Source organism: Enterovibrio gelatinilyticus, from assembly GCF_028683095.1.
Taxonomy (GTDB): Bacteria; Pseudomonadota; Gammaproteobacteria; order Enterobacterales; family Vibrionaceae; genus Enterovibrio; species Enterovibrio gelatinilyticus.
The window spans coordinates 50,028-72,049 of the sequence record NZ_JAJUBC010000012.1 but is presented as its reverse complement, the minus strand read 5'-3'; the positions used below and the strand labels follow the sequence as shown (position 1 = coordinate 72,049).

At 48.0% G+C, this 22,022-nt stretch carries 17 protein-coding genes; 7 read left to right on the top strand and 10 right to left on the bottom strand.

Annotation, left to right across the window (positions count from 1 at the left end):
* Positions 1-43 precede the first annotated feature (43 nt).
* Positions 44-478, top strand: a complete 435-nt coding sequence (locus tag LRP50_RS12025) for a universal stress protein (protein ID WP_274164712.1) — start codon at positions 44-46, stop codon at positions 476-478.
* 79 nt (positions 479-557) lie between these two features.
* Here the strand turns inward: LRP50_RS12025 and LRP50_RS12020 are convergent, their stop codons facing one another.
* Together LRP50_RS12020 and mpl are read right to left on the bottom strand one after the other, a co-directional pair.
* A complete protein-coding gene (locus LRP50_RS12020; RefSeq protein ID WP_274164711.1) occupies positions 558-1,190 on the bottom strand; it encodes a flavin prenyltransferase UbiX in 633 nt (210 codons plus the stop codon).
* Positions 1,183-2,571, bottom strand: a complete 1,389-nt coding sequence (gene mpl, locus LRP50_RS12015) for a UDP-N-acetylmuramate:L-alanyl-gamma-D-glutamyl-meso-diaminopimelate ligase (protein ID WP_274164710.1) — start codon at positions 2,569-2,571, stop codon at positions 1,183-1,185. Before mpl ends, LRP50_RS12020 begins: the two co-directional genes overlap by 8 nt.
* A gap of 315 nt (positions 2,572-2,886) precedes the next feature.
* Here mpl and fbp point away from each other — a divergent pair, with 315 nt between their 5' ends.
* Entirely contained in the window at positions 2,887-3,903 is a 1,017-nt protein-coding gene (fbp, locus tag LRP50_RS12010) for a class 1 fructose-bisphosphatase (RefSeq protein ID WP_274164709.1), read from the top strand.
* A 71-nt stretch (positions 3,904-3,974) separates the two neighbouring features.
* On the opposite strand, the gene tamB is transcribed toward fbp, so the two are convergent.
* Both tamB and tamA read right to left on the bottom strand, forming a co-directional pair.
* A complete protein-coding gene (gene tamB / locus LRP50_RS12005; RefSeq protein WP_274164708.1) occupies positions 3,975-7,724 on the bottom strand; it encodes an autotransporter assembly complex protein TamB in 3,750 nt (1,249 codons plus the stop codon).
* Positions 7,724-9,445 carry an autotransporter assembly complex protein TamA gene (tamA, locus tag LRP50_RS12000; protein ID WP_274164707.1) on the bottom strand — a complete coding sequence of 574 codons (1,722 nt, stop codon included), beginning with the start codon at positions 9,443-9,445 and terminating at the stop codon, positions 7,724-7,726. The genes tamB and tamA overlap by 1 nt, the downstream gene beginning before the upstream one ends.
* A 148-nt stretch (positions 9,446-9,593) precedes the next feature.
* On the opposite strand from tamA, the gene msrA reads away from it, so the two are divergent.
* Entirely contained in the window at positions 9,594-10,235 is a 642-nt protein-coding gene (gene msrA / locus LRP50_RS11995) for a peptide-methionine (S)-S-oxide reductase MsrA (protein WP_274164706.1), read from the top strand.
* 117 nt (positions 10,236-10,352) lie between these two features.
* Here msrA and LRP50_RS11990 read toward each other — a convergent pair whose 3' ends face one another.
* Positions 10,353-10,562 carry a DUF1107 domain-containing protein gene (locus LRP50_RS11990; protein ID WP_028023504.1) on the bottom strand — a complete coding sequence of 70 codons (210 nt, stop codon included), beginning with the start codon at positions 10,560-10,562 and terminating at the stop codon, positions 10,353-10,355.
* Between the two features lie 494 nt (positions 10,563-11,056).
* Between LRP50_RS11990 and LRP50_RS11985 the strand changes: the two genes are divergently transcribed.
* Together LRP50_RS11985 and LRP50_RS11980 are read left to right on the top strand one after the other, a co-directional pair.
* Complete coding sequence (locus LRP50_RS11985) at positions 11,057-11,611, top strand: YtfJ family protein (RefSeq protein WP_274164705.1); 555 nt, start codon at positions 11,057-11,059, stop codon at positions 11,609-11,611.
* Between the two features lie 290 nt (positions 11,612-11,901).
* The gene (locus LRP50_RS11980; protein ID WP_274164704.1) at positions 11,902-12,819 is read left to right on the top strand and encodes a TIGR03899 family protein; all 918 of its coding nucleotides are present in this window, start codon (positions 11,902-11,904) and stop codon (positions 12,817-12,819) included.
* Between the two features lie 28 nt (positions 12,820-12,847).
* Here LRP50_RS11980 and cysC read toward each other — a convergent pair whose 3' ends face one another.
* The 5 genes from cysC to cysG are packed head-to-tail and all read right to left on the bottom strand — an operon-like array spanning position 12,848 to position 19,008.
* Complete coding sequence (cysC, locus tag LRP50_RS11975) at positions 12,848-13,468, bottom strand: adenylyl-sulfate kinase (protein ID WP_274164703.1); 621 nt, start codon at positions 13,466-13,468, stop codon at positions 12,848-12,850.
* Between the two features lie 17 nt (positions 13,469-13,485).
* On the bottom strand, positions 13,486-15,213 hold the full coding sequence (locus tag LRP50_RS11970) for an SLC13 family permease (RefSeq protein WP_274164702.1): 1,728 nt from the start codon (positions 15,211-15,213) through the stop codon (positions 13,486-13,488).
* Between the two features lie 6 nt (positions 15,214-15,219).
* Positions 15,220-16,653, bottom strand: coding sequence for a sulfate adenylyltransferase subunit CysN (gene cysN / locus LRP50_RS11965; protein ID WP_274164701.1), 1,434 nt, complete (start codon positions 16,651-16,653; stop codon positions 15,220-15,222).
* 10 nt (positions 16,654-16,663) lie between these two features.
* Positions 16,664-17,572 carry a sulfate adenylyltransferase subunit CysD gene (gene cysD, locus LRP50_RS11960; RefSeq protein ID WP_274164700.1) on the bottom strand — a complete coding sequence of 303 codons (909 nt, stop codon included), beginning with the start codon at positions 17,570-17,572 and terminating at the stop codon, positions 16,664-16,666.
* Positions 17,573-17,586: 14 nt separating this feature from the next.
* Positions 17,587-19,008, bottom strand: coding sequence for a siroheme synthase CysG (cysG, locus tag LRP50_RS11955; RefSeq protein ID WP_274164699.1), 1,422 nt, complete (start codon positions 19,006-19,008; stop codon positions 17,587-17,589).
* A 323-nt stretch (positions 19,009-19,331) separates the two neighbouring features.
* On the opposite strand from cysG, the gene LRP50_RS11950 reads away from it, so the two are divergent.
* The gene (locus LRP50_RS11950; RefSeq protein WP_274164698.1) at positions 19,332-21,287 is read left to right on the top strand and encodes a bifunctional 2',3'-cyclic-nucleotide 2'-phosphodiesterase/3'-nucleotidase; all 1,956 of its coding nucleotides are present in this window, start codon (positions 19,332-19,334) and stop codon (positions 21,285-21,287) included.
* A gap of 255 nt (positions 21,288-21,542) precedes the next feature.
* Positions 21,543-22,007, top strand: coding sequence for a GNAT family N-acetyltransferase (locus LRP50_RS11945; RefSeq protein WP_274164697.1), 465 nt, complete (start codon positions 21,543-21,545; stop codon positions 22,005-22,007).
* Positions 22,008-22,022 lie beyond the last annotated feature (15 nt).

The following is a 22,022-nucleotide window of genomic DNA, read 5'->3' as shown; positions in this document are numbered from 1 at the left end:
CCTTGCGCCCCGCCGGATTACTTTAACGAAGAGAGTGTAATCCATGTATAAGCACATTCTGGTCCCGGTTGATTTGAATGATGAACACTTCGGTGATAAAGCCGTTGAGCATGCCGTTTGGTTAGCTTCGCAAACAGGGGCAACCTTGCATTTGTTAACTGCATTACCCGGTATTCATAACTCCATGGTCGCTTCATACTTCCCTGAAGATGCTGCGCTCAAAATGAAACAAGACGTTCAGGACAGCTTAAAAGCATTCGCCAAGCGAATGATCCCTGAAGGCATTGCCTACGATTATTCGGTGGCCGAAGGCAAACCCTATAAGGTGATTGTGAAATCGGCAGAGCGTCTTGGCTGTGATTTGATTGTCATGCCAAGCCACAAGCGCTCACGCACGAATAAGCTACTTATTGGCTCTGTTGCCACCAAAGTCCTTGAGCAATCTAAAGTCAACGTGTTGATTTTAAAGCCTCAGTAAAACTGATTGCTTGGTAGAGCTGGCATAAAAAGGGACGGTATCTACCGTCCCTTTCTATTTGGAAACCGATCGATCACTTTCATGACCGTTGATCATAGCCCCAGCGCGGCACCAAACCTTGCTCAACACCAAGATGATCCAAAATGCGCGCAACCATGAAGTCAACCAGATCGTCGATCGTTTGAGGTTGATGATAAAAACCTGGCGCAGCCGGCATGATGGTGACGCCCATCTTAGAAAGCTTGAGCATATTCTCTAAATGCAGCGTCGAAAACGGCGTTTCGCGAACCACCAACAACAATTGGCCTCGCTCTTTTAGCACCACATCCGCAGCACGTTCAGCCAAGTTATCCGACATACCATGAGCAATCGCAGCAAGTGAGCCCGCAGAACATGGACACACAACCATCTGCTTTGGCGCAGCCGAGCCAGACGCTACAGGAGAAAACCAATCCTCTTTGCCACACACAACCAGCTTGTCTGTCGACACCGTAAGGTGTTTGGCCAGTGCCTCTTTTGCCGCATCAGGGCCTGATGGCAGCTTTAAACCATGCTCAGTCGCCAACACCACACGCGCCGCAGATGAAATCAGCAGATAGACCTCATAGTCTGCTGCCAACAAACATTCCAACAAGCGAATGCCGTAAGGCGCACCAGATGCACCACTCCACGCAAGCGTGATACGTTTGTCGTTTTTCGCCAAGTTAACCATGCGCCTCCAAGGTGTCACGGTTTGATTTTTTGCTCTCTAACGCAGCTTTCAGCTTGTCATGAATACCGCCGAAACCGCCATTACTCATGACCAATATCACGTCGCCACGGCCTACATTTGACGCAATGGAAGCGACCAGCGCGTCAATATCATCAAAACACTCAGACGGTGCGCTACACGCATCAGCAACTTCTTTTACCGACCATTTGATGTGGTCAGGTTGGAACAACGTCACTGTGTCAGCACAGTCCAAAGACGGGGCAATATCATCTTTATGTACGCCAAGCTTCATGGTGTTGGATCTTGGTTCTAGGATCGCATGAATACGTCGCTCACCCACTTTCGCACGCAAGCCTTCCAATGTGGTTTTAATGGCAGTTGGGTGATGGGCAAAATCGTCATAAACAGTGATGCCTGCGAAATCACCTTTGTGCTCAAGACGGCGTTTTGTGTTGATGAAAGATCCTAACGATTCACAGGCCAAATCTGGCGTAACACCCACATGTCGCGCTGCGGCGATGGTCATCAGTGCGTTGCTGACATTATGATCGCCAATCAAGTCCCACTTGACCGTACCAACACACTCGCCTTCAAACCACACATCAAATTCGCTGCCATCAATGACACATTTTTCAGCTTTCCATAAGCCATCTTCACCGGCAAACTCAAGCTCGCTCCAACATCCCATGTCTAAGGTGTCTTTGACATTCACATCCTCAGCAGGCGCAATGATGCGACCAAGACTTGGAACGGTGCGCACTAAATGGTGGAATTGGCGCTTTATCGCAGCAAGATCGTCAAAGATGTCCGCATGATCGAACTCTAAGTTGTTCAAAATCAAAGTGCGTGGATGGTAGTGAACGAACTTTGATCGTTTGTCGAAAAAGGCACTGTCATACTCGTCCGCTTCTACCACGAAAAACATACTCTCACCCAATCGCGCCGACACACCGAAATTGCCTGGTACACCGCCAATCAAAAAGCCCGGCTGGTAGCCGCAATCTTCAAGTACCCAAGCTAACATGCTGGCCGTCGTGGTTTTGCCATGGGTTCCTGCCACCGCTAGCACCCAACGATCTTTAAGTAAGAATTCAAGCAACCACTGCGGACCTGACGTGTAATTCAGATTTTTATCAAGGACATATTCAACGCAAGGATTACCTCGGCTCATCGCATTGCCAATGACAACGAGATCAGGCGCGGGATCAAGCTGAGAAGGATCGTAACCTTGAATGATTTCGATCCCTTGAGATTCAAGCAATGTGCTCATTGGAGGGTACACATTGGCGTCACAGCCTGTGACTTTATGGCCCAATTGTCGGGCTAAGATGGCTGCGCCACCCATGAAGGTGCCACAAATTCCTAAAATATGTATATGCATAACGCTTCGTCAGCCTTGAAAGTCACTTTATCTTGGTGTGCACCGCGCTGCGATCACAGTTCCAAGCTCGTTCAAATTACTTCGTTACTATTAAAAAGTTCTACACTTTAAACTCGGTAACAAGTTGATTTACTGTTCAGATGTTGCGCAATTCTTGGATGCTCTTCTGTTTGGCATCCGTCTTATGTCTACATTGAAAAGAGTAACTCAACATAGAAAGTAAGGAGCATTTTTGCCTATCGCTTGTGGCGTGTGCCTCTTTGTTTTCAAGCATCTTACCCAAGAATTTAGTTACAGACATCAAAAGGATCTGAAATGTCAGATATGCGAACACTTGGCGAGTTCATCGTCGAAAAACAGCATGAATACCCCCATGCCAGTGGCGAACTGAGCTCGCTCCTGTCTTCTATCCGACTCGCAGCTAAAATCGTCCACCGCGAAATCAACAAAGCGGGCTTGGTTGATATTACTGGTGCGTTTGGTAGTGAAAATGTGCAAGGCGAACAACAACAAAAACTCGACGTCTATGCCAATGAAAAATTTAAGTCTGCCATGGCTGCAAGGGATCAAGTCTGTGGCGTTGCCAGCGAAGAGGAAGATGACGCAGTTATTTTCGACAACGCGCAAGGGCATAACGCTAAATACGTCATATTGATGGATCCGCTCGACGGCTCTTCCAACATCGACGTAAACGTCTCCGTAGGAACTATCTTCTCCATCTACCGCCGTGTGTCTCCGATTGGAAGTTCAGCAACGATGGAAGATTTCCTACAACCGGGAAACCAGCAAGTGGCAGCAGGCTATATCATTTATGGCTCATCCACCATGCTGGTTTACACCACAGGCAATGGCGTTCATGGTTTCACCTATGACCCATCAATCGGTGTGTTCTGTTTATCACATGAAAACATGCGCATTCCCGATCAAGGCAGCATGTACTCGATCAACGAAGGCAACTACATCAAGTTTCCATTGGGTGTGAAGAAGTACCTGAAATACTGCCAAGAAAATGAGCCTGAAGATAACCGCCCTTACACATCGCGCTACATCGGTTCTTTGGTGTCAGACTTCCACCGCAACATGCTCAAAGGCGGCATCTATTTATATCCGAGCACCGCAGCTTACCCAAGCGGTAAACTTCGCCTGCTTTACGAGTGCAATCCCATGTCATTCATCATGGAGCAAGCTGGCGGTAAAGCGTCAGACGGGAAGCAACGCATCCTAGATATCAAACCTACCGAGCTTCATCAACGTGTCCCCTACTTTGTCGGCTCAACCGACATGGTGAACAAAGTGGAAGCATTCTTAAAAGATAACCCTGATCAGGATTAAGACATGAAGAAGCCCGCAGCAGCGGGCTTCTTATTCACCTTCAATCCAATGTTTTATGGTCGATCCGTTATCTATTTAATGCTGAACTGATAGAGCAGATCCACCGCATTATCTGCGCCCGATACTGCTTCAACATACAAATCTTTCAGCAAGCGATAGCGCACAGTGAATTCAGGTAAGCTGGTGAAAATACCCACGCCATATTTGACTTGAAGACCAGGTAGTATGTAACCCGACACTTCCACCATCTCATCATTACCGCTGCCAGATGTGTCCACACTCAAATCTTGCACGCCAAAAGCTTCACCAATTTGTCCAACCAATTTACCGCTTTGAGAGAGCCCAAGACCAATCAGCATGGACGTCATGGCATTGCCATCGGATTCACTGTCCAGATTCTGTCCACGCGTAAGATAAGAGAGCGCATTTGCTTGTGGCATAGCAGGTTCCGAAAACACGCTCACTTCGGGTGCATCTGCAGGGCCTGTTACACGGATACCCGCTTCAACCCCATCCTCAATGGCATCAGGGTTGCGGATCGCCTCGATCTGAAGATACGGTTGCTCTGGCGGCCCATTAAACAAGATCTGCCCTTTTTGGATCAGCAAATCCTGACCAAACGATCGATACGTTCCTTCCTCTAAATTGATTTCGCCGCTAACACTTGGGCCTTTATTGTTGCTACCAACATCGAGTTTGCCGACCAGATTTGTTTTTAAACCAAAAGCTTCAAGTCGTACATCGTCGCCGATATTGACACCAATTTTGGCATTAATCGTGATAGGAGAGGCTTCCGTTTCATTAATCGGCTTAAGCTCATTATTCAAAATGACCACATCACTTGAAACTTGCACCGCTGATGGAGGAAGAGACTCAACAACAATCCGCCCCCAAGGCACTGAGACATTGCCAGTGACATCAATTTTCTTTGGTGTCGCTTTCAATGTCATATCAGGGCTGACCTCAAGTGCCACCATGGGTGGCACAACGACTTTCAAACGCTGACCTTTAACATTTAAAGACGCTAGCCAAGCATGGATGTCTCGCCAATCCGCATTCCCCAGCAACACCAAATCGCCATCCGGCGTTTTAATATCGCCATTTATACGTCCTTGCTGACCAAACAATCCAATCGTGACCTGACCTTGTTTCACTTCCACAGGCGCAGACAAGCTTTGTAGTTTCAGATCCGTCAACTTGATACTGCCCGTAGCGTTAGGCGCATCAAGATCGCCAGTGATCTTCACACTGCCGTTGATCATTCCCGCTAACTCCGTGTCCTCACCAAGCAAAGGCGCCAATAAATCGAGGTTAAGCGCATCGATATCGAAGGTGCTTTGTAAAGCTCGCTTCGTCCCCTTCAGGTTGGTCATGAGTGCGTTGAGTGAGATGGAGCCATTGTTGGCTATATCAATCAACACATCGGCATTGAGCTTGTCATCTTTGAGCGTGGCATTCACCGTACTCGTGTTCCAACCGAGAGTGAAAGGTTGGTCGAGTTGCTCAACAATCTGTCCTTTATCAAGGGTAATGTTTGCTTTCACCGTCGGAAGTGCTTTCGGCTGCCATGCTACATCAGCATTGGCATCAAGCTGACCTGACAATGTTGTGGTGACGGGAAGAAAAGACTGAAGAATATCAAGATTAAAGTCGACGATAGACACCTGTGCTGCGCCACTGTCTGACACAGAAATAGGCTTATCTAAACAGATTTGGCTTTGACCTTGTGTCCAACAAAATGCACCAACATCAACCTGATTGGTTTTCAGTGAATAGCTCAGGGGGACATCGCGTTCCAATGTCCAAGGGCCAACCGGCGTCGTGAGCTTGGAGGCGTATAGCGTGCCTTTCCAGCCCTCTTCTCGATCAAGGCTACCTCGCAGCGCTATGTCTGTGCCAACAGGGGTTCCTTTCATTGAAAGTGATAGTGTTTGATCTGTCTCATCGCCTGAAGCTCGCAACGCCAACTGAGAAACATCGACACCTTCGGCCTTTAGGCCCGACACATCAAAAATCAAGCCACCACTCACAATGGGAAGCGGTGTCACCGAGCCTCGCACATTGACACTTTGCACCGTCACTAGCTCTTCCCAACTCAATGTATTCGCATTTAACGTCATTGCAGCCGTTGGCTTATCAAGCGTTCCAGACAGCACCACATCACCTTGAACACTGCCTCCTGCTTGCGGCAAAGAGGCTGACAATGTGGGTAGATTGAGTTTCACAGCAAGGTCGAGTTCTTTGTCGATTTTGCCCGTGACAGAAACCTTATTCGGACCATGAGCTAACAACAAACCGTTCGTCTCGACCTTCAAGTCTCCACTGCCTTGCACGTCAGAGGCATCAAGTTGCCCTACTAAGGTCAACGCCTGATCGCGGATGATGCCCTGAATATCGAGCTCAGGAAGTGCCACCTCCCAGCCACCTTGCGCCGTCAACTCTCCCGCATTCTTGACCTTACCCGTGAGTTTGCCTTCCGCTTCAGGCCATTTGATCCCCGGTTGAATATCGGTGAAGTCGAGTGCCGTTTTCCACTTCACACGGTCAGCCCAGCTCACGTTGGCTGTGCCCGCGACGCTTCCACCTAAGGTATCTAGTGAAAAGTCGCTCAATGAAATCTCGGACAAATTGCCACGGAGTTTCGTGGAAAGCGCCATATCAGGGATCACATCCCCAGTGGCAGAGGTTTTTAGCGACGCGCTGTAGCGCTTGAGACTGCCATTCGCGTTGAGCGCTGTTGATGTCAGTCGATACTCTGCTGGCTTATCAATAGGCCACTGTAAATTCCGACTCGTCAGCATCAGATTAAAAGGCAAATTAGGATCGAGCACATTCAGATTGCCAGAAAGGTTTGCTTTCAATATGCCATTGAGTTGGGCCCCTAACGCTAAGTTAGATAGATCGCCGCTCGCATCCAGTGTCAGTGAATGATCACCTAATGGAGGCATGCGAATGTTCGCATCAGCCACCAACTTAAGTGGATAATTCCCTTTCAGTGAAATATCAGCGTTAAGGGAAACTTTGCCTTGCTCGGCATCAAGCACTAACTCTGAGAGAGTAACGTCGTTACCTTCAGCTTTACCCACCAGCAGAAACTGGTGAATCACCTGCTTTTCTGGCAGCAGTAACGTAGCATCACTAAGCTCAAAGCGCTCCACCACCACGTTTAGAGGTAACGACACGTCAGGCAAAACAAGAGGTGAATCCCCATCATCTTTTTTGCTCTGATTGTTGGCATCATCAGACGCCGGATCTTGGCTGCTGCTTGATGCCGCCAGTTCCACCATCACGCCCCGCCATACAGTCGGTTTTAGTGTCAACGTACTGCGTTGCATTTGGGCTTCGGTGGTCAGCGTATCCCAATGCGCCTTGGTACCCAGGATATCGAGTGAAATATCACTCAATGAAACACCTTTGAGGAAAATAGGGATTGGCGAAGAAATCTCAGTAAGAGGTGCAGACTCGGTTTCAGGAGCAGGGTCTGCGGCAGAGTCACTCTCTTTCACGATCACCGTCAGCCCGTCGGCTGTTAGCCCCTCAATACACAATGCTGGGCCGCTCAAACACTTGCTCTCAATGTCGAGAGACAACGTTTTTCCGGTCAGCGAAAACGCAGTGTCGTGATACGACAGCCCTTCAAGGGTAAAGCCATTAAGCAACGCACCTTGGCTGCGCTCAATCGTCAATTCAGGTAATGCCTCTTGCGCCGCCCAAACTGCAATTCTGACCCCTGCAGGTGTTAGCAATAGCGTCCCGACAGTGAGTACGATGAGAACCAATAAAAGTACGATGACGACGGCGAAACGATTTAACCAGCGCATTACAGTTCAGGACCTAAACTAAAGTGGATCATGAAGTTATCATCTTTGTTCTCAAATCCATGTGCGACATCGAGACTGATGGGCCCAACAGGAGACTCCCACCGAACGCCAACACCGACAGACGTTTTCCAGTCAGGCGAACTGCTGGTCCATGCATCACCAGCATCAGCAAACAAAGCAGCCCACCAATTTCCAGACACGCGATAATTGTATTCCAGCGACCCGGTCGCCAAATAGCTACCACCTTCAAGTTTCCCTTGATCATCTTTTGGCGAAATTGATTCATAGCTATAACCGCGAATGCTATTGTCGCCACCCGCAAAAAAGCGCAGTGACGGCGGCACGCGCTCAAATTCATCCGTAAACACCCCACCGCCACCAGCTCGGTAGATGAACCGATTGTTTTGGTTAAGGCTACGAATCCAAGCCGTTTGACCAACTACCCGATAGAGATTGATGTCCGAGCCCCAAATGGGATCCGCCATTTCGAAGGTGATCGACTGTTTATCCCCCCACGTGGGCATTGCACCGCCTCGGCTTCGCACCCGTGAAAAGTTAATACCTGGCAATATGAGGTTGGAGATATCTGACACACTGGCTTGGGTGTAATCGGAATACAACCAACGCAAATACACTGATCGCTGCCAGCCCGTGTCATATTTCCAGTGGCGAGAAACTGACGATGTTAGCTCCAAGCTTTTCGTGTCGTTGTTATCAACATTTTCAAGACCCACCTGTACTTGATAATACTCACGCTGAACGTCAGCAAGCGGGATTTTATAGGTTGATTCGAGTGTTTGCTTAGGGCTAGACACATACAAATCAGTATTCAAACTGTGCCCACGACTATTGAACCAAGGCTTTTTCCAGCCGATTTTGACTCGCGGCCCAACGTCTGTGGAGTAGCCAACACCCGTTTCAAATTGGTTGCGTGGGGCGGGCTCCAAGCTCACAGAAATAGGTACACGATCATCACGTAGCTCGTTCAAGCCCGCTTCCACAAGTACGGATGAAAACCATCCTGTATTGGCCAATGCTTGATTGAAGGCCCCCAAATCACTGACTAGATATGGTTCTCCTTCCCCGAAGGTCAACATACTGCTCAAACGCTCTTCGTTGATTTGACTGTTGTGATAGTAAACGTTGCCAAAGTGATAACGCATACCACTGCTGAAATGCAGTCGGAGAAATGCTTGATTTAGACCGGGAGCGACTTCCAAACGCGTCAGGGTGTAATCCGCGTCGAAATAGCCCCGACGTATCGCAAGGCTTTGAATAGCCGATTTTAACGCGTCGTATTTTCCTTGATTAAGGATCTCACCCTTTTTGGGTGCACCTTCCAATAACGTTTTGAACGCAGGATCTTTTTTAGCATCACCAGTAAGCTGAATATCGACTTCTGAAATAATAACCGGCTGACCGGGGTCTATATTCAGCAAGACGGTAGCATCGGTGTCTGATTGCTTTTCAACCGTGTAGTTAATTTGGGGAGAGTAATAGCCTAATGCCTGTAAGGCTTTCTTGATTTCATCCGTCACTCGAGCTTGTAAGCGAAAATTAAGACGACGCTCATTCTCAGGAATAGCATCGATGTACACACTGACATTATCCATCAACGCGTCATCAAGACCTTTGATATCGAAGTCAACATCGGCAATGGCTACGCCAGGTAGCCACACTGCACCACTCAATAACCAAGATAGTAATCGTTTTTTAATCATTAACCGTACGTTCTCTCTCATCCTGAGAGCCATTTTAATTCTTACTGAACAATATGACCCCTTATATGCACCGATGTTTTGTTGCAAAGTTGCATCAAACCACGATAAATATGGGTTCAGTAACATGCAGACAAAAAGGAGTCACGGCATGCTCAACAACAAACAATCGGCTGTCACCGCTGAACAAGCGCTTCCCAACCGAATGACGGAAATTATTCCGGCTGAAACACATGCCGTCAATGGCGCGCCACTCAGTAAAATCACGCCTGAGGGTCAAGGACAGATATTACTCGGAATGGGGTGCTTCTGGGGGGCTGAACGTCTTTTTTGGAAACTAGACGGCGTCTTATCAACATCTGTCGGCTATAGCGGTGGATATACCATCAACCCAACCTATCAAGACGTGTGTACCGCACAGACGGGACATACCGAAATTGTCCAAGTGATTTACGATCCTAGCGTCGTATCCTTGGAAGCTATTCTGACACACTTTTGGCAAAGTCATGATCCCACACAGGGAATGCGTCAGGGAAATGACGTCGGCACTCAATATCGCTCAGCGATTTACTATTTCGATGATGCGCAAAAAGCCATTGCGCTAGCGAGTAAAAATGCTTATCAAGCAGCGCTAGTCGACGCTGGAAAACCAGCAGAAATCACAACAGAAATTGCACAGGCTGGCCCGTATTACTTTGCGGAAACCTACCATCAGCAATATCTTCATAAAAATCCAAATGGCTACTGCGGCATTGGTGGTACAGGTGTCTGCTTACCCCCTTGGGAGCGATAATCCATCATTCGCAAAGGCTAGCCATTGGGGCTTAAAGGCTTAAAAAATAACGCTTAGAAACGCAAAACGCCCGTCATCGACGGGCGTTTTTTCAATTCGTGAGCGTACAGTAAGTTGCTACGCAGCGGCAGCTGTCATCGCTCGAATCTCATTATTCACTTCGGTCATCACGCTCAGCGCACGTTTGTCTTTTTTCTCTGGCGGCAACAGTCTACCCCCATCAAACTCAAACGCACCGATGCCATCAATATAGAGCCTTCCGCGAAAGAAACCTTTCACGTAGCGGGCAACCTGACGTGGGCGGTATTGATTGAAAATACGCAGCATGAGTGAACTCCTCCATGTCGATAATATAAGACCTGCATCGCACACCATTAGTTTCATCAATGGCTGACAATTTTACGATGCAATCTGAATGCCAAAAGTTCAGGGATCGTCCACTTCGAGACGTCGTCGGTAAATGTAGGCAAGGCATCCCTATTTCTTACCACACCGAGTAAGCGTAGCTAAAAAATTTCACATGACAACTTTAAGACACATTGACGCAATAATGATTCATTTTAGCACATGATAAATTTCCAATTTTGAGTGGTTGGATCTGTTATTGATACGGGAGAGCACCCTGTATCGGCTATAGTCAAAGTCCGAAACCTTATAAAGATGAAGAACTTCAATGTCTGTTGCACATCATGGTGGAGCCGACAAACGACTTATCATCTGTGTCTGCTTTATTGCTCTCCTAGACACGACAACAAGCACTGAAGTCACATCTTGAGATCACTCGGACAAATCACACACTAATAAATGGGGACATAACCTCTATGCGTTGTATTAAAACTCTTGCCTTAGCAACCGCTCTCATTTCAGGTTTCGCTTCGGCACACATCATTTCGAACGGCCAAACTGTGCCTTCGGCAACCGTTGAAAAATACGGTGAATTAACGCTGAACGGCGATAGTGTGGGCTATCAAACATGGAACAGCAGCAACCTCACCGGCAAAGTTCGTATCATTCAAGCCATTGCAGGACGCAGTAGCTCGAAAGAAATGAATGCGCCATTAGTGGAAGCAATTAAAGCGGCAGACTTTTCAAACGACACCTACCAAACAACAACCATCATCAATCAAGATGATGCGATTTGGGGCACTGGTGGCTTTGTTAAGTCATCCGCTGAAGACAGCAAAAAAGAATTCAGTTGGTCATCCATCGTTCTGGATGAAAGCGGTGCAGTTGCCAAAGCATGGCGACTACAAGAAGAAAGTTCAGCGATTGTGGTGATCGATCCTCAAGGCGTTGTACGATTCGTGAAAGAAGGGGCGCTAACGGACACTGAAGTGACCCAAGTAATTGATTTAGTCAATAAGCTCATGCAGTGATCTTGCTCACCGCTTGAACGAAAAAAACCCGTCATTGGCGGGTTTTTTTAATGTTTTTGGATAACTAGCCGATAAACTGAGACAGATAGAGCAAAGTAATAACATAGAAAACGACAAGTAGGATATTCACAGAATTCACTCTGAACTTCTTCACTGTGATGATTCCTCCCTGTTTAATCGACATGGCAAATGTTAACAAATTTAAAGTTATTTTAACATAGTTGATTATCTATCGATTTCGCTAAACCGTTGCTAAAACATTCATTTAACGCATGCGTACGGATAACACCATGGCTGAACCTAATAAAAATGGGGTGATTGAAGCTGTTATTGTCGAAGACAAGGGCACTAAGCACTCTAACAACACGCAAGGTGGACATGAGAGTCACATCAAGTCCAGTCAGCACCGTTTAGCGGCTATCGCAACGGCACACCATATTGATGCAAAGCTGCACGAAATTGAGCACGATAGCCTCACGACTCGCGCAGCCTTTAGGCAACTGCAAATCAAACAGCAGCAACAGGCCAACCTCGAAAAAATCATCAAAGTGACACACGATCTTTGCCGAGATGAGACAGCCAGTTCACCGGACCCTGATTGGCTATATCGTTTCTTTGAAATGGCCAAAACCATCTATGGCGAAGGAATGCAAAACCTGTGGGCTCGGATCTTAAAACAAGAGATCCTCAAGCCAGGGAGTACGTCTCTCAAAGCATTGGCACTGCTGGAAACCATGACGCAGCGTGAAGCTCAAGCACTGCAACGTGCTTGCTCTCTCGCCTGTACATTTGGAAGTGATGGTGCCAATAAACTCATCACGGGTTTTCGTCACCCCGAAAGTGGGATGAAAAAATACTTTAAGCCGGATCTTGCCGAAAGGCTGGCACTGGGAAGTTTTAAGCTGCCGTTTACTGATTTGATGCTTTTGATGGATTTGGGACTCATATTGAGAACCGAATTGGAATCAGGCCAACTGGAGCCGACCTCTGCAGTGCCATTAAGTGGGCAAGGAAAGACGTTTATGATCACGCCGCTTCGCAAGAGCACGCGCATCTATTACTACCGCTTTAGTCCAACAGGCAATGAATTGGCAAAATTGGTGGGGCAGAAAGCGCATCCTGAATATCTCGATGCGTTAATGGCGCTCCTGTCGCATGCGTTTTCTATCAACAGTGATACGGGTTCAACCGTTAACGAAAAAGCCTAACACCAGAAGCGCAATACAAACGGTGTGATCAGGCGATCACACCTTGCTTACGTAAAGTTATGAGGCATTGCTCCACAATCGCATCCACTTCATGTTGATCAGTATGAAGATGGATCTCTGGGCTTTCTGGCGCTTCATACGCAGAACTGATCCCAGTAAACGCTTTAATCTCACCCGCACGCGCTTTTTTATACAAACCTTTAGGATCGCGTGATTCGCAAACATCGAGTGGTGTATCCACGTACACTTCCAAAAACTCTCCGTCAGGCAATAATTCACGGACTAATTGACGCTCTTCACGAAATGGCGAAATGAACGCTGACAACACGATCAGACCAGCGTCAGTCATCAATTTTGCCACTTCACCCACACGGCGAATATTTTCTCGACGATCATGATCCGAAAAACCCAGATCGCGACACAGTCCATGGCGAACATTGTCACCGTCCAACAGATATGTGTGATAACCCAGCTCTGCTAATTTGTTTTCCAGCGCACCTGCGACCGTCGACTTACCTGAGCCAGAAAGCCCCGTAAACCACAATAGTGCCGGGCGTTGCTTTTTCTGCTCGGCACGGAAATCTTTATCGATGGCATGGCGATGCCAAACCACGTTTTCATCCGTATGCTTCGAGTCCAAAGCACTCATAACTCTATCCTTGTTGTTTAAAATGGAAAAAATACAGGGATCAATCCCAGCACCAGCGCAGAGTAGACCAGTGATAATGGTAACCCAATACGCAGGTAATCCGTCAGTTGGTAGTTACCCACGCTGTAAACCAGCAGATTAGTTTGATAACCATACGGCGAGATAAAGCTCGCACTCGCACCGAACAAGACTGCCATAATAAATGGCATCGGATCTACTCCATATCCGAGAGCCAAGCTATATCCGATAGGAAAGGCCAGCGCCGCCGCCGCATTGTTGGTGACCAATTCGGTCAATACCAGTGTCAGCAAATACGTTGCGATGAGTGCTCCGTACACCCCCCAGCCATTAAACCAATAGATGAACAACTCACCCATCTGTTCAGAGAGCCCAGAAGATATCATTAACTGCGCCAAGCTCAGTGCACTGCCCACAATCACGACAATTTCAGCAGGAAATCGACGTTTCAACTCAACGAGATTGACGACACCCGTCAACAACAGGACGGTCAAATACGCAGCCAAACCATTAAGCAGAGGTATCCAGTTCATGAGTGCTGAGCCAATCACTGTGGCAAAGCCAGCCAATACCCACGCGCTCATCGCTGAATCTAGTCGTGCACTAGAGTCCAAACCATTCACTAGAACAAATTCACGCTGCAATCGTTGCTGCGCTTTGGCAAAGCCTTTACCCGGTACAATGACCAAGGTATCACCCGCCTGCAAAGAAATATTACCTAATCCACCTTCTAACTTTTCGTGTCCTCGACGAATCGCCACGACCACAGCATCAAAGTTCTCTCGGAACTTGGCTTCTTTGAGAGACTTACCCAAGATAGACGCACTGTGACTAACCACCAGCTCAAGCAAGTTTTGCCCATTAATATGATGCTGACCAAACAGGGCCAAACCTTCAATTTCTTGCAGTGTCGCAACGCTCTCTACATCACCACAAAATTGCAGTTTGTCCCCTTCGCGCATAACGGTGTCGGGACAAACAGGTGCAATGATCTCACCATCTCGCACAATTTCAGCAAGAAACAGTCGGCGCAATGCACGTAATCCATTTTCGGATACGGTGTTTCCTGCCAATGGCGATCCCTTAGACACAACCGCCTCTAACACATAAGGCAAGTCGTCATCACTGTGATCGTCATGGTTAGGCAGCAAATAGCAAAAAGGGATCAAAACCAACAAGCCACCCGCTAAGACAGCAAGACCAATCATGGTTGGGGCAAAGAAGCTCAATGTCGGGAGGCCGGCATTTTCGACAAAACTATTAATAATAAGGTTAGTCGAAGTGCCAATCAGGGTAAGGGTGCCGCCAAGAATTGCCGCGTACGACAGGGGGATAAGAAGACGCGACGGCGCATGGCGGCGGTTTCGTTTTACTGCACCAATCAATGACACGACGACCGCCGTGTTATTGGTAAATGAACTCAATACGGCAGTGGAAAGCCCAAGCTTTGCCACGACAGTACCCAAACGGCCACTGGCGAGTTGCCCACTCACCCAGCTCACCAATCGGGTTTTTTCTAACGCTGCTGACGCAAGGATCAGCATCACCAGTGTTAGCAGAGAACTGTTAGTGAAGTTCCCTGCCAATGCATCAATCGAGATCAATCCAGATTGAAACGCAATGAATGCCACCGCTGCGAATAAGATGGCAGGCTTGATCTTGGTAAACACCAAACCTGCAACCACCGCAAGCAGCAGCCCCACCACCAGAGACTGATCCCAGCTCATGACGGATTATCCCAGCAGCTTGCTGATGTCGCGAGCATTCCAATGAGGGAAATGCTTGCGAACCAGAGCGTTGAGTTCAACTTCGAACGCCGAAATATCGGTGCCTTGAACGTTTGACGCTTGATCTTCAAGCAGCTCACTGATCATGCCCGCACCCACGGTCACGTTGGTCAGACGATCAATCACAATGAAGCCACCTGTATCCGCGCAATCTTGGTAAAGATCAAGTGATACTGATTCTGTTAGCTCCACCTCACATTCGGCAATGCCGTTCAATGGCAAGCTATCAGTGTCAAAGGTTTCCAACGAGTTGATGTCGACTTGGTGACGGATTTTACTCACTGAACCGACAGTTTTCTTGCCCGCAACTTTAATGTCGTATTGACGACCAATCTCTAATGGAGACTCATCCATCCACACAATACTTGCAGCCAGCTTGCTGGTCGCTGTTTGTGTGTCAGCAACAGGGACAATCAAATCGCCACGGCTGCAATCAATCTCATCTTTCAGTGTTAGCGTGACAGCTTGGCCGGCATGAGCAAACTCAAGGTCACCATCAAAAGTAACAATGCGCTCAACCGTCGATGTCTTGCCTGACGGCAACACTTTGACTTCATCACCCGGACGCACAGAGCCGCCAGCAATGGTGCCAGAAAAGCCACGGAAATCGAGGTTTGGACGATTCACATACTGCACAGGCAGACGGAACGGCCCTTTATCTTTGTTGCTGCTTACGTCCACGGTTTCCAGCATGGTCAAAAGCGTATCGCCTTCATACCACGGAGATTGCGCACTGCGCTCAACCACGTTGTCGCCTTCAAGGGCTGACAAAGGAACAAGCTGGATATTGATGTTAGGGTTCAGCTTCTTAGCAAACTCCAAGTACTCCGCTTTGATTTCTTCAAAGCGTGACTCTTCAAAACCCACCAAGTCCATTTTGTTCACCGCAACAATGAACTGGCGAATTCCCAATTGGCTCGCAATGTAAGAATGACGACGAGTTTGATCCAATACGCCTTTACGCGCATCAATCAAGATCACCGCCAGATCACAGGTCGATGCACCGGTGGCCATGTTACGGGTGTACTGCTCATGCCCAGGGGTATCAGCAATGATGAATTTACGTGGACGCGTTGAGAAGTAACGATACGCAACGTCGATCGTGATCCCTTGTTCGCGCTCTGCTTGCAGGCCATCAACCAACAAGGCCAGATCCGGCTTCTCGCCAGTTGTCCCGACTTTTTGACTGTCGGAGTGAATTGCTGCTAGCTGATCTTCATAAATCTGGTGTGAATCGTGGAGCAAGCGGCCGATAAGGGTACTCTTACCGTCATCCACCGAACCACAGGTTAGAAAACGCAACAAGGATTTATGCTGATGCTGTTCTAGGTAGGCCTCGATACCCATCTCGGCCACTTGTTGTTCAATTACGCTGTTCATGCTTAATCCCTTAGAAATATCCCTGACGTTTCTTCAATTCCATTGAGCCGGACTGGTCGTGGTCAATCGCACGGCCTTGGCGCTCACTTGAGGTCGCCACCAGCATTTCTTCAATGATGCCCGGCAAAGTGTCTGCCGTGGATTCAACCGCACCCGTCAGTGGATAACAGCCAAGTGTTCTGAAGCGCACACTTTTGTATTCAACTTTCTCGCCTTCGCGCAATTCCATACGGTCGTCATCCACCATGATCAGCATGCCGTCACGGTCAACCACTGGGCGAATTTCTGACAAGTACAACGGCACAATGTCGATGCCTTCTAGGTAGATGTATTGCCAGATATCAAGCTCAGTCCAGTTCGACAGAGGGAAAACTCGAATGCTTTCGCCTTTGTTCACTTGGCCGTTGTAGGTGTGCCAAAGTTCAGGACGTTGGTTTTTCGGATCCCAACGGTGGTTCTTATCGCGGAAGCTATAAACACGCTCTTTTGCACGGCTCTTTTCTTCGTCACGACGTGCGCCGCCGAAAGCTGCATCAAACCCGTATTTATCTAGCGCTTGCTTCAAACCTTGGGTTTTCATGATGTCCGTGTGCTTTGAAGAACCATGTACGAATGGGCTACAACCCATTGCAAGGCCTTCAGGGTTTTGGTGAACCAGCAATTCAAAGCCGTACTTATCTGCCACTTCATCGCGAAACTTAATCATTTCCTTAAATTTCCAGTCAGTATCGACATGCAAAAGAGGAAACGGGATCTTGCCTGGGTAAAACGCTTTACGCGCTAGGTGAAGCATCACAGAACTGTCTTTACCGATGGAGTACATCATCACCGGATTATCAAATTCCGCCGCCACTTCACGAATGATATGGATACTTTCTGCCTCAAGTTGCTTGAGGTGGGTAAGGGTCTTGGCTTCCATTCTTTGATATTTCCTTAGCCTAAATTAACCACGGACGGTGCATGGATCTCACCTGCCGTATCGAAGGATTGCTTTCCAAACCAGTTCAACTGATCGGCAAGTTGAACCACTTCACCGACGACAATCAATGCAGGTGAACCTACACCTTCCGCCAGTGACTCAAGTTCACTTAACGTTCCCTTGTAGATTTTCTGATTGGTACGCGTACCGTTTTCTATGATTGCAACGGGCGTCTGAGGGTCACGCCCATGCTGAATTAATTGCTCTTGGATATGGGCACTTTTCATTAACCCCATATAGATCACCAAGGTTTGGCGACCTCGAGCCAGTGTTGCCCAACGGAAACTGTCGTCTTCTTTTTTCAGGTGACCAGTAATGAACATCGCCGTTTGTGCATGGTCGCGATGGGTAAGAGGAATGCCAGCATAAGCTGTAGCACCTGCCGCTGCGGTAATGCCGGGTACGACTTGGAATGGCACACCCGCTTCTTGAAGCACTTGAAGTTCTTCACCGCCACGACCAAACATGAAAGGATCGCCGCCTTTCAGACGCACAACGCGGTGTCCTTTCTGGGCATACTTTACCAACATGGCATTGGTCTCTTCCTGAGACACACTGTGGTAGCTTGCGCGTTTACCAACACAAATCAGCTCAGCATCGCGGCGGCAAAGCTCCATGATTTCGTCAGACACCAAGTAGTCATAAAGCACCACATCCGCTTGCTGCATCAATTGCAGGGCGCGAAGGGTCAGCAAACCAGGGTCACCGGGTCCTGCACCAATCAAGGCCACTTCGCCTTGCAGTGACACACCCTTTGTTAGCTTTTCAAGTTCTTCTTTGGCACCGTCTTCATCACCTGCTGCCACCAGCGAGCTAAAGCGACCATCAAACGCCATTTCCCAGAACTTTCTTCGCCCATTTAAAGTGGTGACTTTCTTTTTCAAGGTGTCACGGAAATCACCGGCAAGCTTTGCCATGCGACCCACGTGAGAAGGAATGAGGGTTTCGAGCTTTTCGCGCAACAAACGCGCCAAGACAGGGGATTTACCCGCAGAAGAAATCGCAATCACAATCGGACTGCGATCAACAATAGAAGGAACGATAAAGCTACACTTCGGTGTGTCATCCACCACATTGGCGAGAATGTTTCGTGCGTTTGCCGCTTGCGAAACCAGTTCATTCACCAACGGATTGTCCGTGGCTGCAATCACCAAAAACATGGATTTCAAGTGCTCAGGCGAGAAGCCTTCTTGCACCCAAGTCAACTCACCACGCGCTGCCGCTTCAACCACTTCGCGATCTGCATCAGGAGACACAACAGTGACTGCCGCGCCCGTTTTCATCAGCATGCGTGTTTTGCGCCATGCAACTTCACCGCCGCCAACCACTAAACACGGTCGGCCTTCCAGCTTCGCAAAAATCGGCAAGTAATCCATAGTGAGCGTCCTTTCAATCCTTTGACCATCACTATAAAGAGTTGCTGATATTACTTGAAATTCTAAAATTTCATTTTTTATAACGTTTTGGTTATTTAGCGTCTTTCTCGCGGTTAAAACAGGGCATGTAGTGAGATCACAAGTTTCACGCTTTGCGATGCACAAAGCGTGAGCACCATAAAATTATTTAAAAATCGAGATCACACTAATCAATGAAATGTAACCATTCGAGCTGTCTACTATGCACAATATGCCCATATCCACTCTTTGCATATTGAAGAAATCGGTATTGCCCCTTTGTCGTAGATCCTTAGGAGACACACATGACACTTTCACCTCGACCACTCTCTATTGCTGTTCTATCTGGCCTGCTCGTCATGGCAAGCCCTGCAATGGCAGAGACCATCAAGCTGCGTATCATCGAAACCACAGACATTCACACCAATGTGATGGATTACGATTACTACAAAGACAAGCCAAGCGAAAAAATCGGCTTGGTTCGCACAGCCACCTTGGTGAAAAAAGCACAAGATGAAGTGAAAAACAGTGTGCTGGTGGACAATGGTGACCTGATTCAAGGCAGCCCAATGGGCGATTACATGGCAGCCAAAGGCATTGCAGACGGTGAAATTCACCCTGTTTACAAAGCCATGAATCAACTCAATTACGACGTCGGTAACATTGGCAACCACGAGTTCAACTACGGCCTCGATTTCCTTGACCGCACCTTAGATGGCGCAAATTTCCCTTACGTCTCAGCAAACGTCTTCGATGCCAACACCGGCGAGTCATACTTCACGCCTTACATCATCAAAGAACACACCATGACGGACACTAATGGCAAAGCGCATTTGGTGAAAGTGGGCTATATCGGTTTTGTGCCACCGCAAATCATGGTGTGGGATAAGAAAAACCTCGACGGCAAAGTGATTGCAAAAGACATCAAAGCCACCGCAGACAAGCTGGTACCTGAAATGAAAGCCAAAGGCGCTGACGTGATTGTCGCTATCCCGCACTCAGGCCTATCGCAAGACGAATATAAAGCCATGGCAGAAAACTCGGTGTACTACCTCGCCGATGTTGATGGTATTGATGCCATTGCCTTTGGTCACTCTCATGCCGTCTTCCCAGGCAAAGGTTTTGATGACATTCAAGGTGTCGACAATAAAAAAGGCACCATCAAAGGCGTGGCGGCCGTTATGCCTGGTCGCTGGGGTAGCCATGTCGGCATCATGGATCTTCAATTAGATAAACAAGGCGAAGATTGGGTAGTGACCCCAGTGCAAACCGAATCACGACCGATCTTTGATGGTGAGTCTATCGCACAGGCCGATCCTGCGATGCGTAAGGCACTAGAAAACGATCACAAAGCGACCCGTGAGTTCGTCAACCAGCCGATTGGGAAAGCCAATGACGTGATGTACAGCTTCCTCTCACTGGTACAAGACGACCCAACGGTTCAGATAGTCAACCTTGCGCAAAAAGATTACGTTGAACGCTTTATTCAAGGCGATCCAGATCTAGAAGGTATCCCTGTTCTTTCTGCTGCCGCACCATTTAAAGCGGGTGGCCGTAAAAACGACCCAGGTAACTACACCGAAGTGGAAGCAGGCGAACTCACCTTCCGTAACGCCGCAGACCTTTATCTTTACCCGAACACATTGGTAACGCTGAAAGTCACCGGTCACGAGGTGAAAGAATGGCTAGAGTGCAGCGCTGGGCAGTTTAACCAAATTGACCCAACATCAACGGCGCAGCAATCACTGATAAACTGGGACGGTTTCCGTACCTACAACTTCGATGTTATCGACGGTGTTAACTATCAAATCGATGTCACCCAACCTGCGCGTTATGACAGCGATTGCAACCTCGTTAATCCAGATGCAGAGCGTATCAAAGGCCTGACCTTCAATGGCAAGCCAGTGCAGGCAACTCAGCCATTCTTGGTCGCAGCGAATAACTACCGCGCTTACTTGGGTAAATTCCCTGGCACAGGCAACGATTTCATTGCGTTTGCCTCGCCTGATGAGAACCGCACTGTGGTAGCAAACTACATCAGCAGCGTCACCAAGGAAAAAGGGGAAGTCACGCCAACGGCAGACAACAACTGGACGTTCGCCCCAATTGAAACTGACGCCAAACTGAATGTGATTTTTGAAACCTCACCAAGCGACAAAGCCGCGCAATTCATCAATGCCAAAGGACACTACCCAATGGAGAAAGTCGGTAATGATGATGTTGGTTTTGCTCAGTATCAAATTGACCTGAAAAAACATTAACAGACTGTTAACGCCCTGTTTAATTATTGAAAAAGACCAAAAATAAGACAAAAAACCGCGGCCTTAGTCGCGGTTTTTCATTATCTTATCGAGCAGTTTTGGGGGAATTGGACTAAAAACCTAAAGGCGTGTTTACCTTTTATGTTTGCCCTTCAGGGGGAATCCAACCCTCGCCTCGAAATACTGTTGTATAAAACAGAAAAGGTAAGCGCGTTGTCGCCCAAGATTTTTGATAATTATTAGGATACTAAAACCATGCAATGGATAAGCTTGACCTTTGGTCAGTTGTCTACGCGCCAACTGTACGATTTGCTTCGGTTACGCACCGATGTATTCGTGGTTGAGCAAAACTGTCCTTACCCTGAACTTGATGGTCACGACCTACATCCCGAAACCCGACATTTAATGGGCTATCGCGATGATAAAATGACCGCCTATGCACGCATACTGCCTGCTGGGCTAACATACCCAGAAATCAGTATCGGGCGCGTAGTGACCGCCAATACTGAGCGCGGAAATGGCAGTGGCAATGTCTTGGTGCGCCAAGCCATTATTGAAGCTCATGATGCCTGGCCTGAAGCACCAATCACTATTGGTGCTCAATACCACTTGCGAGAGTTTTACCGTCGACATGGCTTTGAAGAAATTTCGGAGCAATACCTCGAAGACGGAATACCGCACATTGACATGCGAAGAGCAGAAACAAAAACGGCTGCGTAACGCAGCCATTTTTAT

Bases quoted from the DNA above. Each gene is read 5' to 3' on its own strand.
- LRP50_RS12025 (WP_274164712.1), top strand. From the start codon at position 44: ATGTATAAGCACATTCTGGTCCCGGTTGATTTGAATGATGAACACTTC.
- LRP50_RS12020 (WP_274164711.1), bottom strand. From the start codon at position 1,190: ATGGTTAACTTGGCGAAAAACGACAAACGTATCACGCTTGCGTGGAGT.
- mpl (WP_274164710.1), bottom strand. From the start codon at position 2,571: ATGCATATACATATTTTAGGAATTTGTGGCACCTTCATGGGTGGCGCA.
- fbp (WP_274164709.1), top strand. From the start codon at position 2,887: ATGTCAGATATGCGAACACTTGGCGAGTTCATCGTCGAAAAACAGCAT.
- tamB (WP_274164708.1), bottom strand. From the start codon at position 7,724: ATGCGCTGGTTAAATCGTTTCGCCGTCGTCATCGTACTTTTATTGGTT.
- tamA (WP_274164707.1), bottom strand. From the start codon at position 9,445: ATGATTAAAAAACGATTACTATCTTGGTTATTGAGTGGTGCAGTGTGG.
- msrA (WP_274164706.1), top strand. From the start codon at position 9,594: ATGCTCAACAACAAACAATCGGCTGTCACCGCTGAACAAGCGCTTCCC.
- LRP50_RS11990 (WP_028023504.1), bottom strand. From the start codon at position 10,562: ATGCTGCGTATTTTCAATCAATACCGCCCACGTCAGGTTGCCCGCTAC.
- LRP50_RS11985 (WP_274164705.1), top strand. From the start codon at position 11,057: ATGCGTTGTATTAAAACTCTTGCCTTAGCAACCGCTCTCATTTCAGGT.
- LRP50_RS11980 (WP_274164704.1), top strand. From the start codon at position 11,902: ATGGCTGAACCTAATAAAAATGGGGTGATTGAAGCTGTTATTGTCGAA.
- cysC (WP_274164703.1), bottom strand. From the start codon at position 13,468: ATGAGTGCTTTGGACTCGAAGCATACGGATGAAAACGTGGTTTGGCAT.
- LRP50_RS11970 (WP_274164702.1), bottom strand. From the start codon at position 15,213: ATGAGCTGGGATCAGTCTCTGGTGGTGGGGCTGCTGCTTGCGGTGGTT.
- cysN (WP_274164701.1), bottom strand. From the start codon at position 16,653: ATGAACAGCGTAATTGAACAACAAGTGGCCGAGATGGGTATCGAGGCC.
- cysD (WP_274164700.1), bottom strand. From the start codon at position 17,572: ATGGAAGCCAAGACCCTTACCCACCTCAAGCAACTTGAGGCAGAAAGT.
- cysG (WP_274164699.1), bottom strand. From the start codon at position 19,008: ATGGATTACTTGCCGATTTTTGCGAAGCTGGAAGGCCGACCGTGTTTA.
- LRP50_RS11950 (WP_274164698.1), top strand. From the start codon at position 19,332: ATGACACTTTCACCTCGACCACTCTCTATTGCTGTTCTATCTGGCCTG.
- LRP50_RS11945 (WP_274164697.1), top strand. From the start codon at position 21,543: ATGCAATGGATAAGCTTGACCTTTGGTCAGTTGTCTACGCGCCAACTG.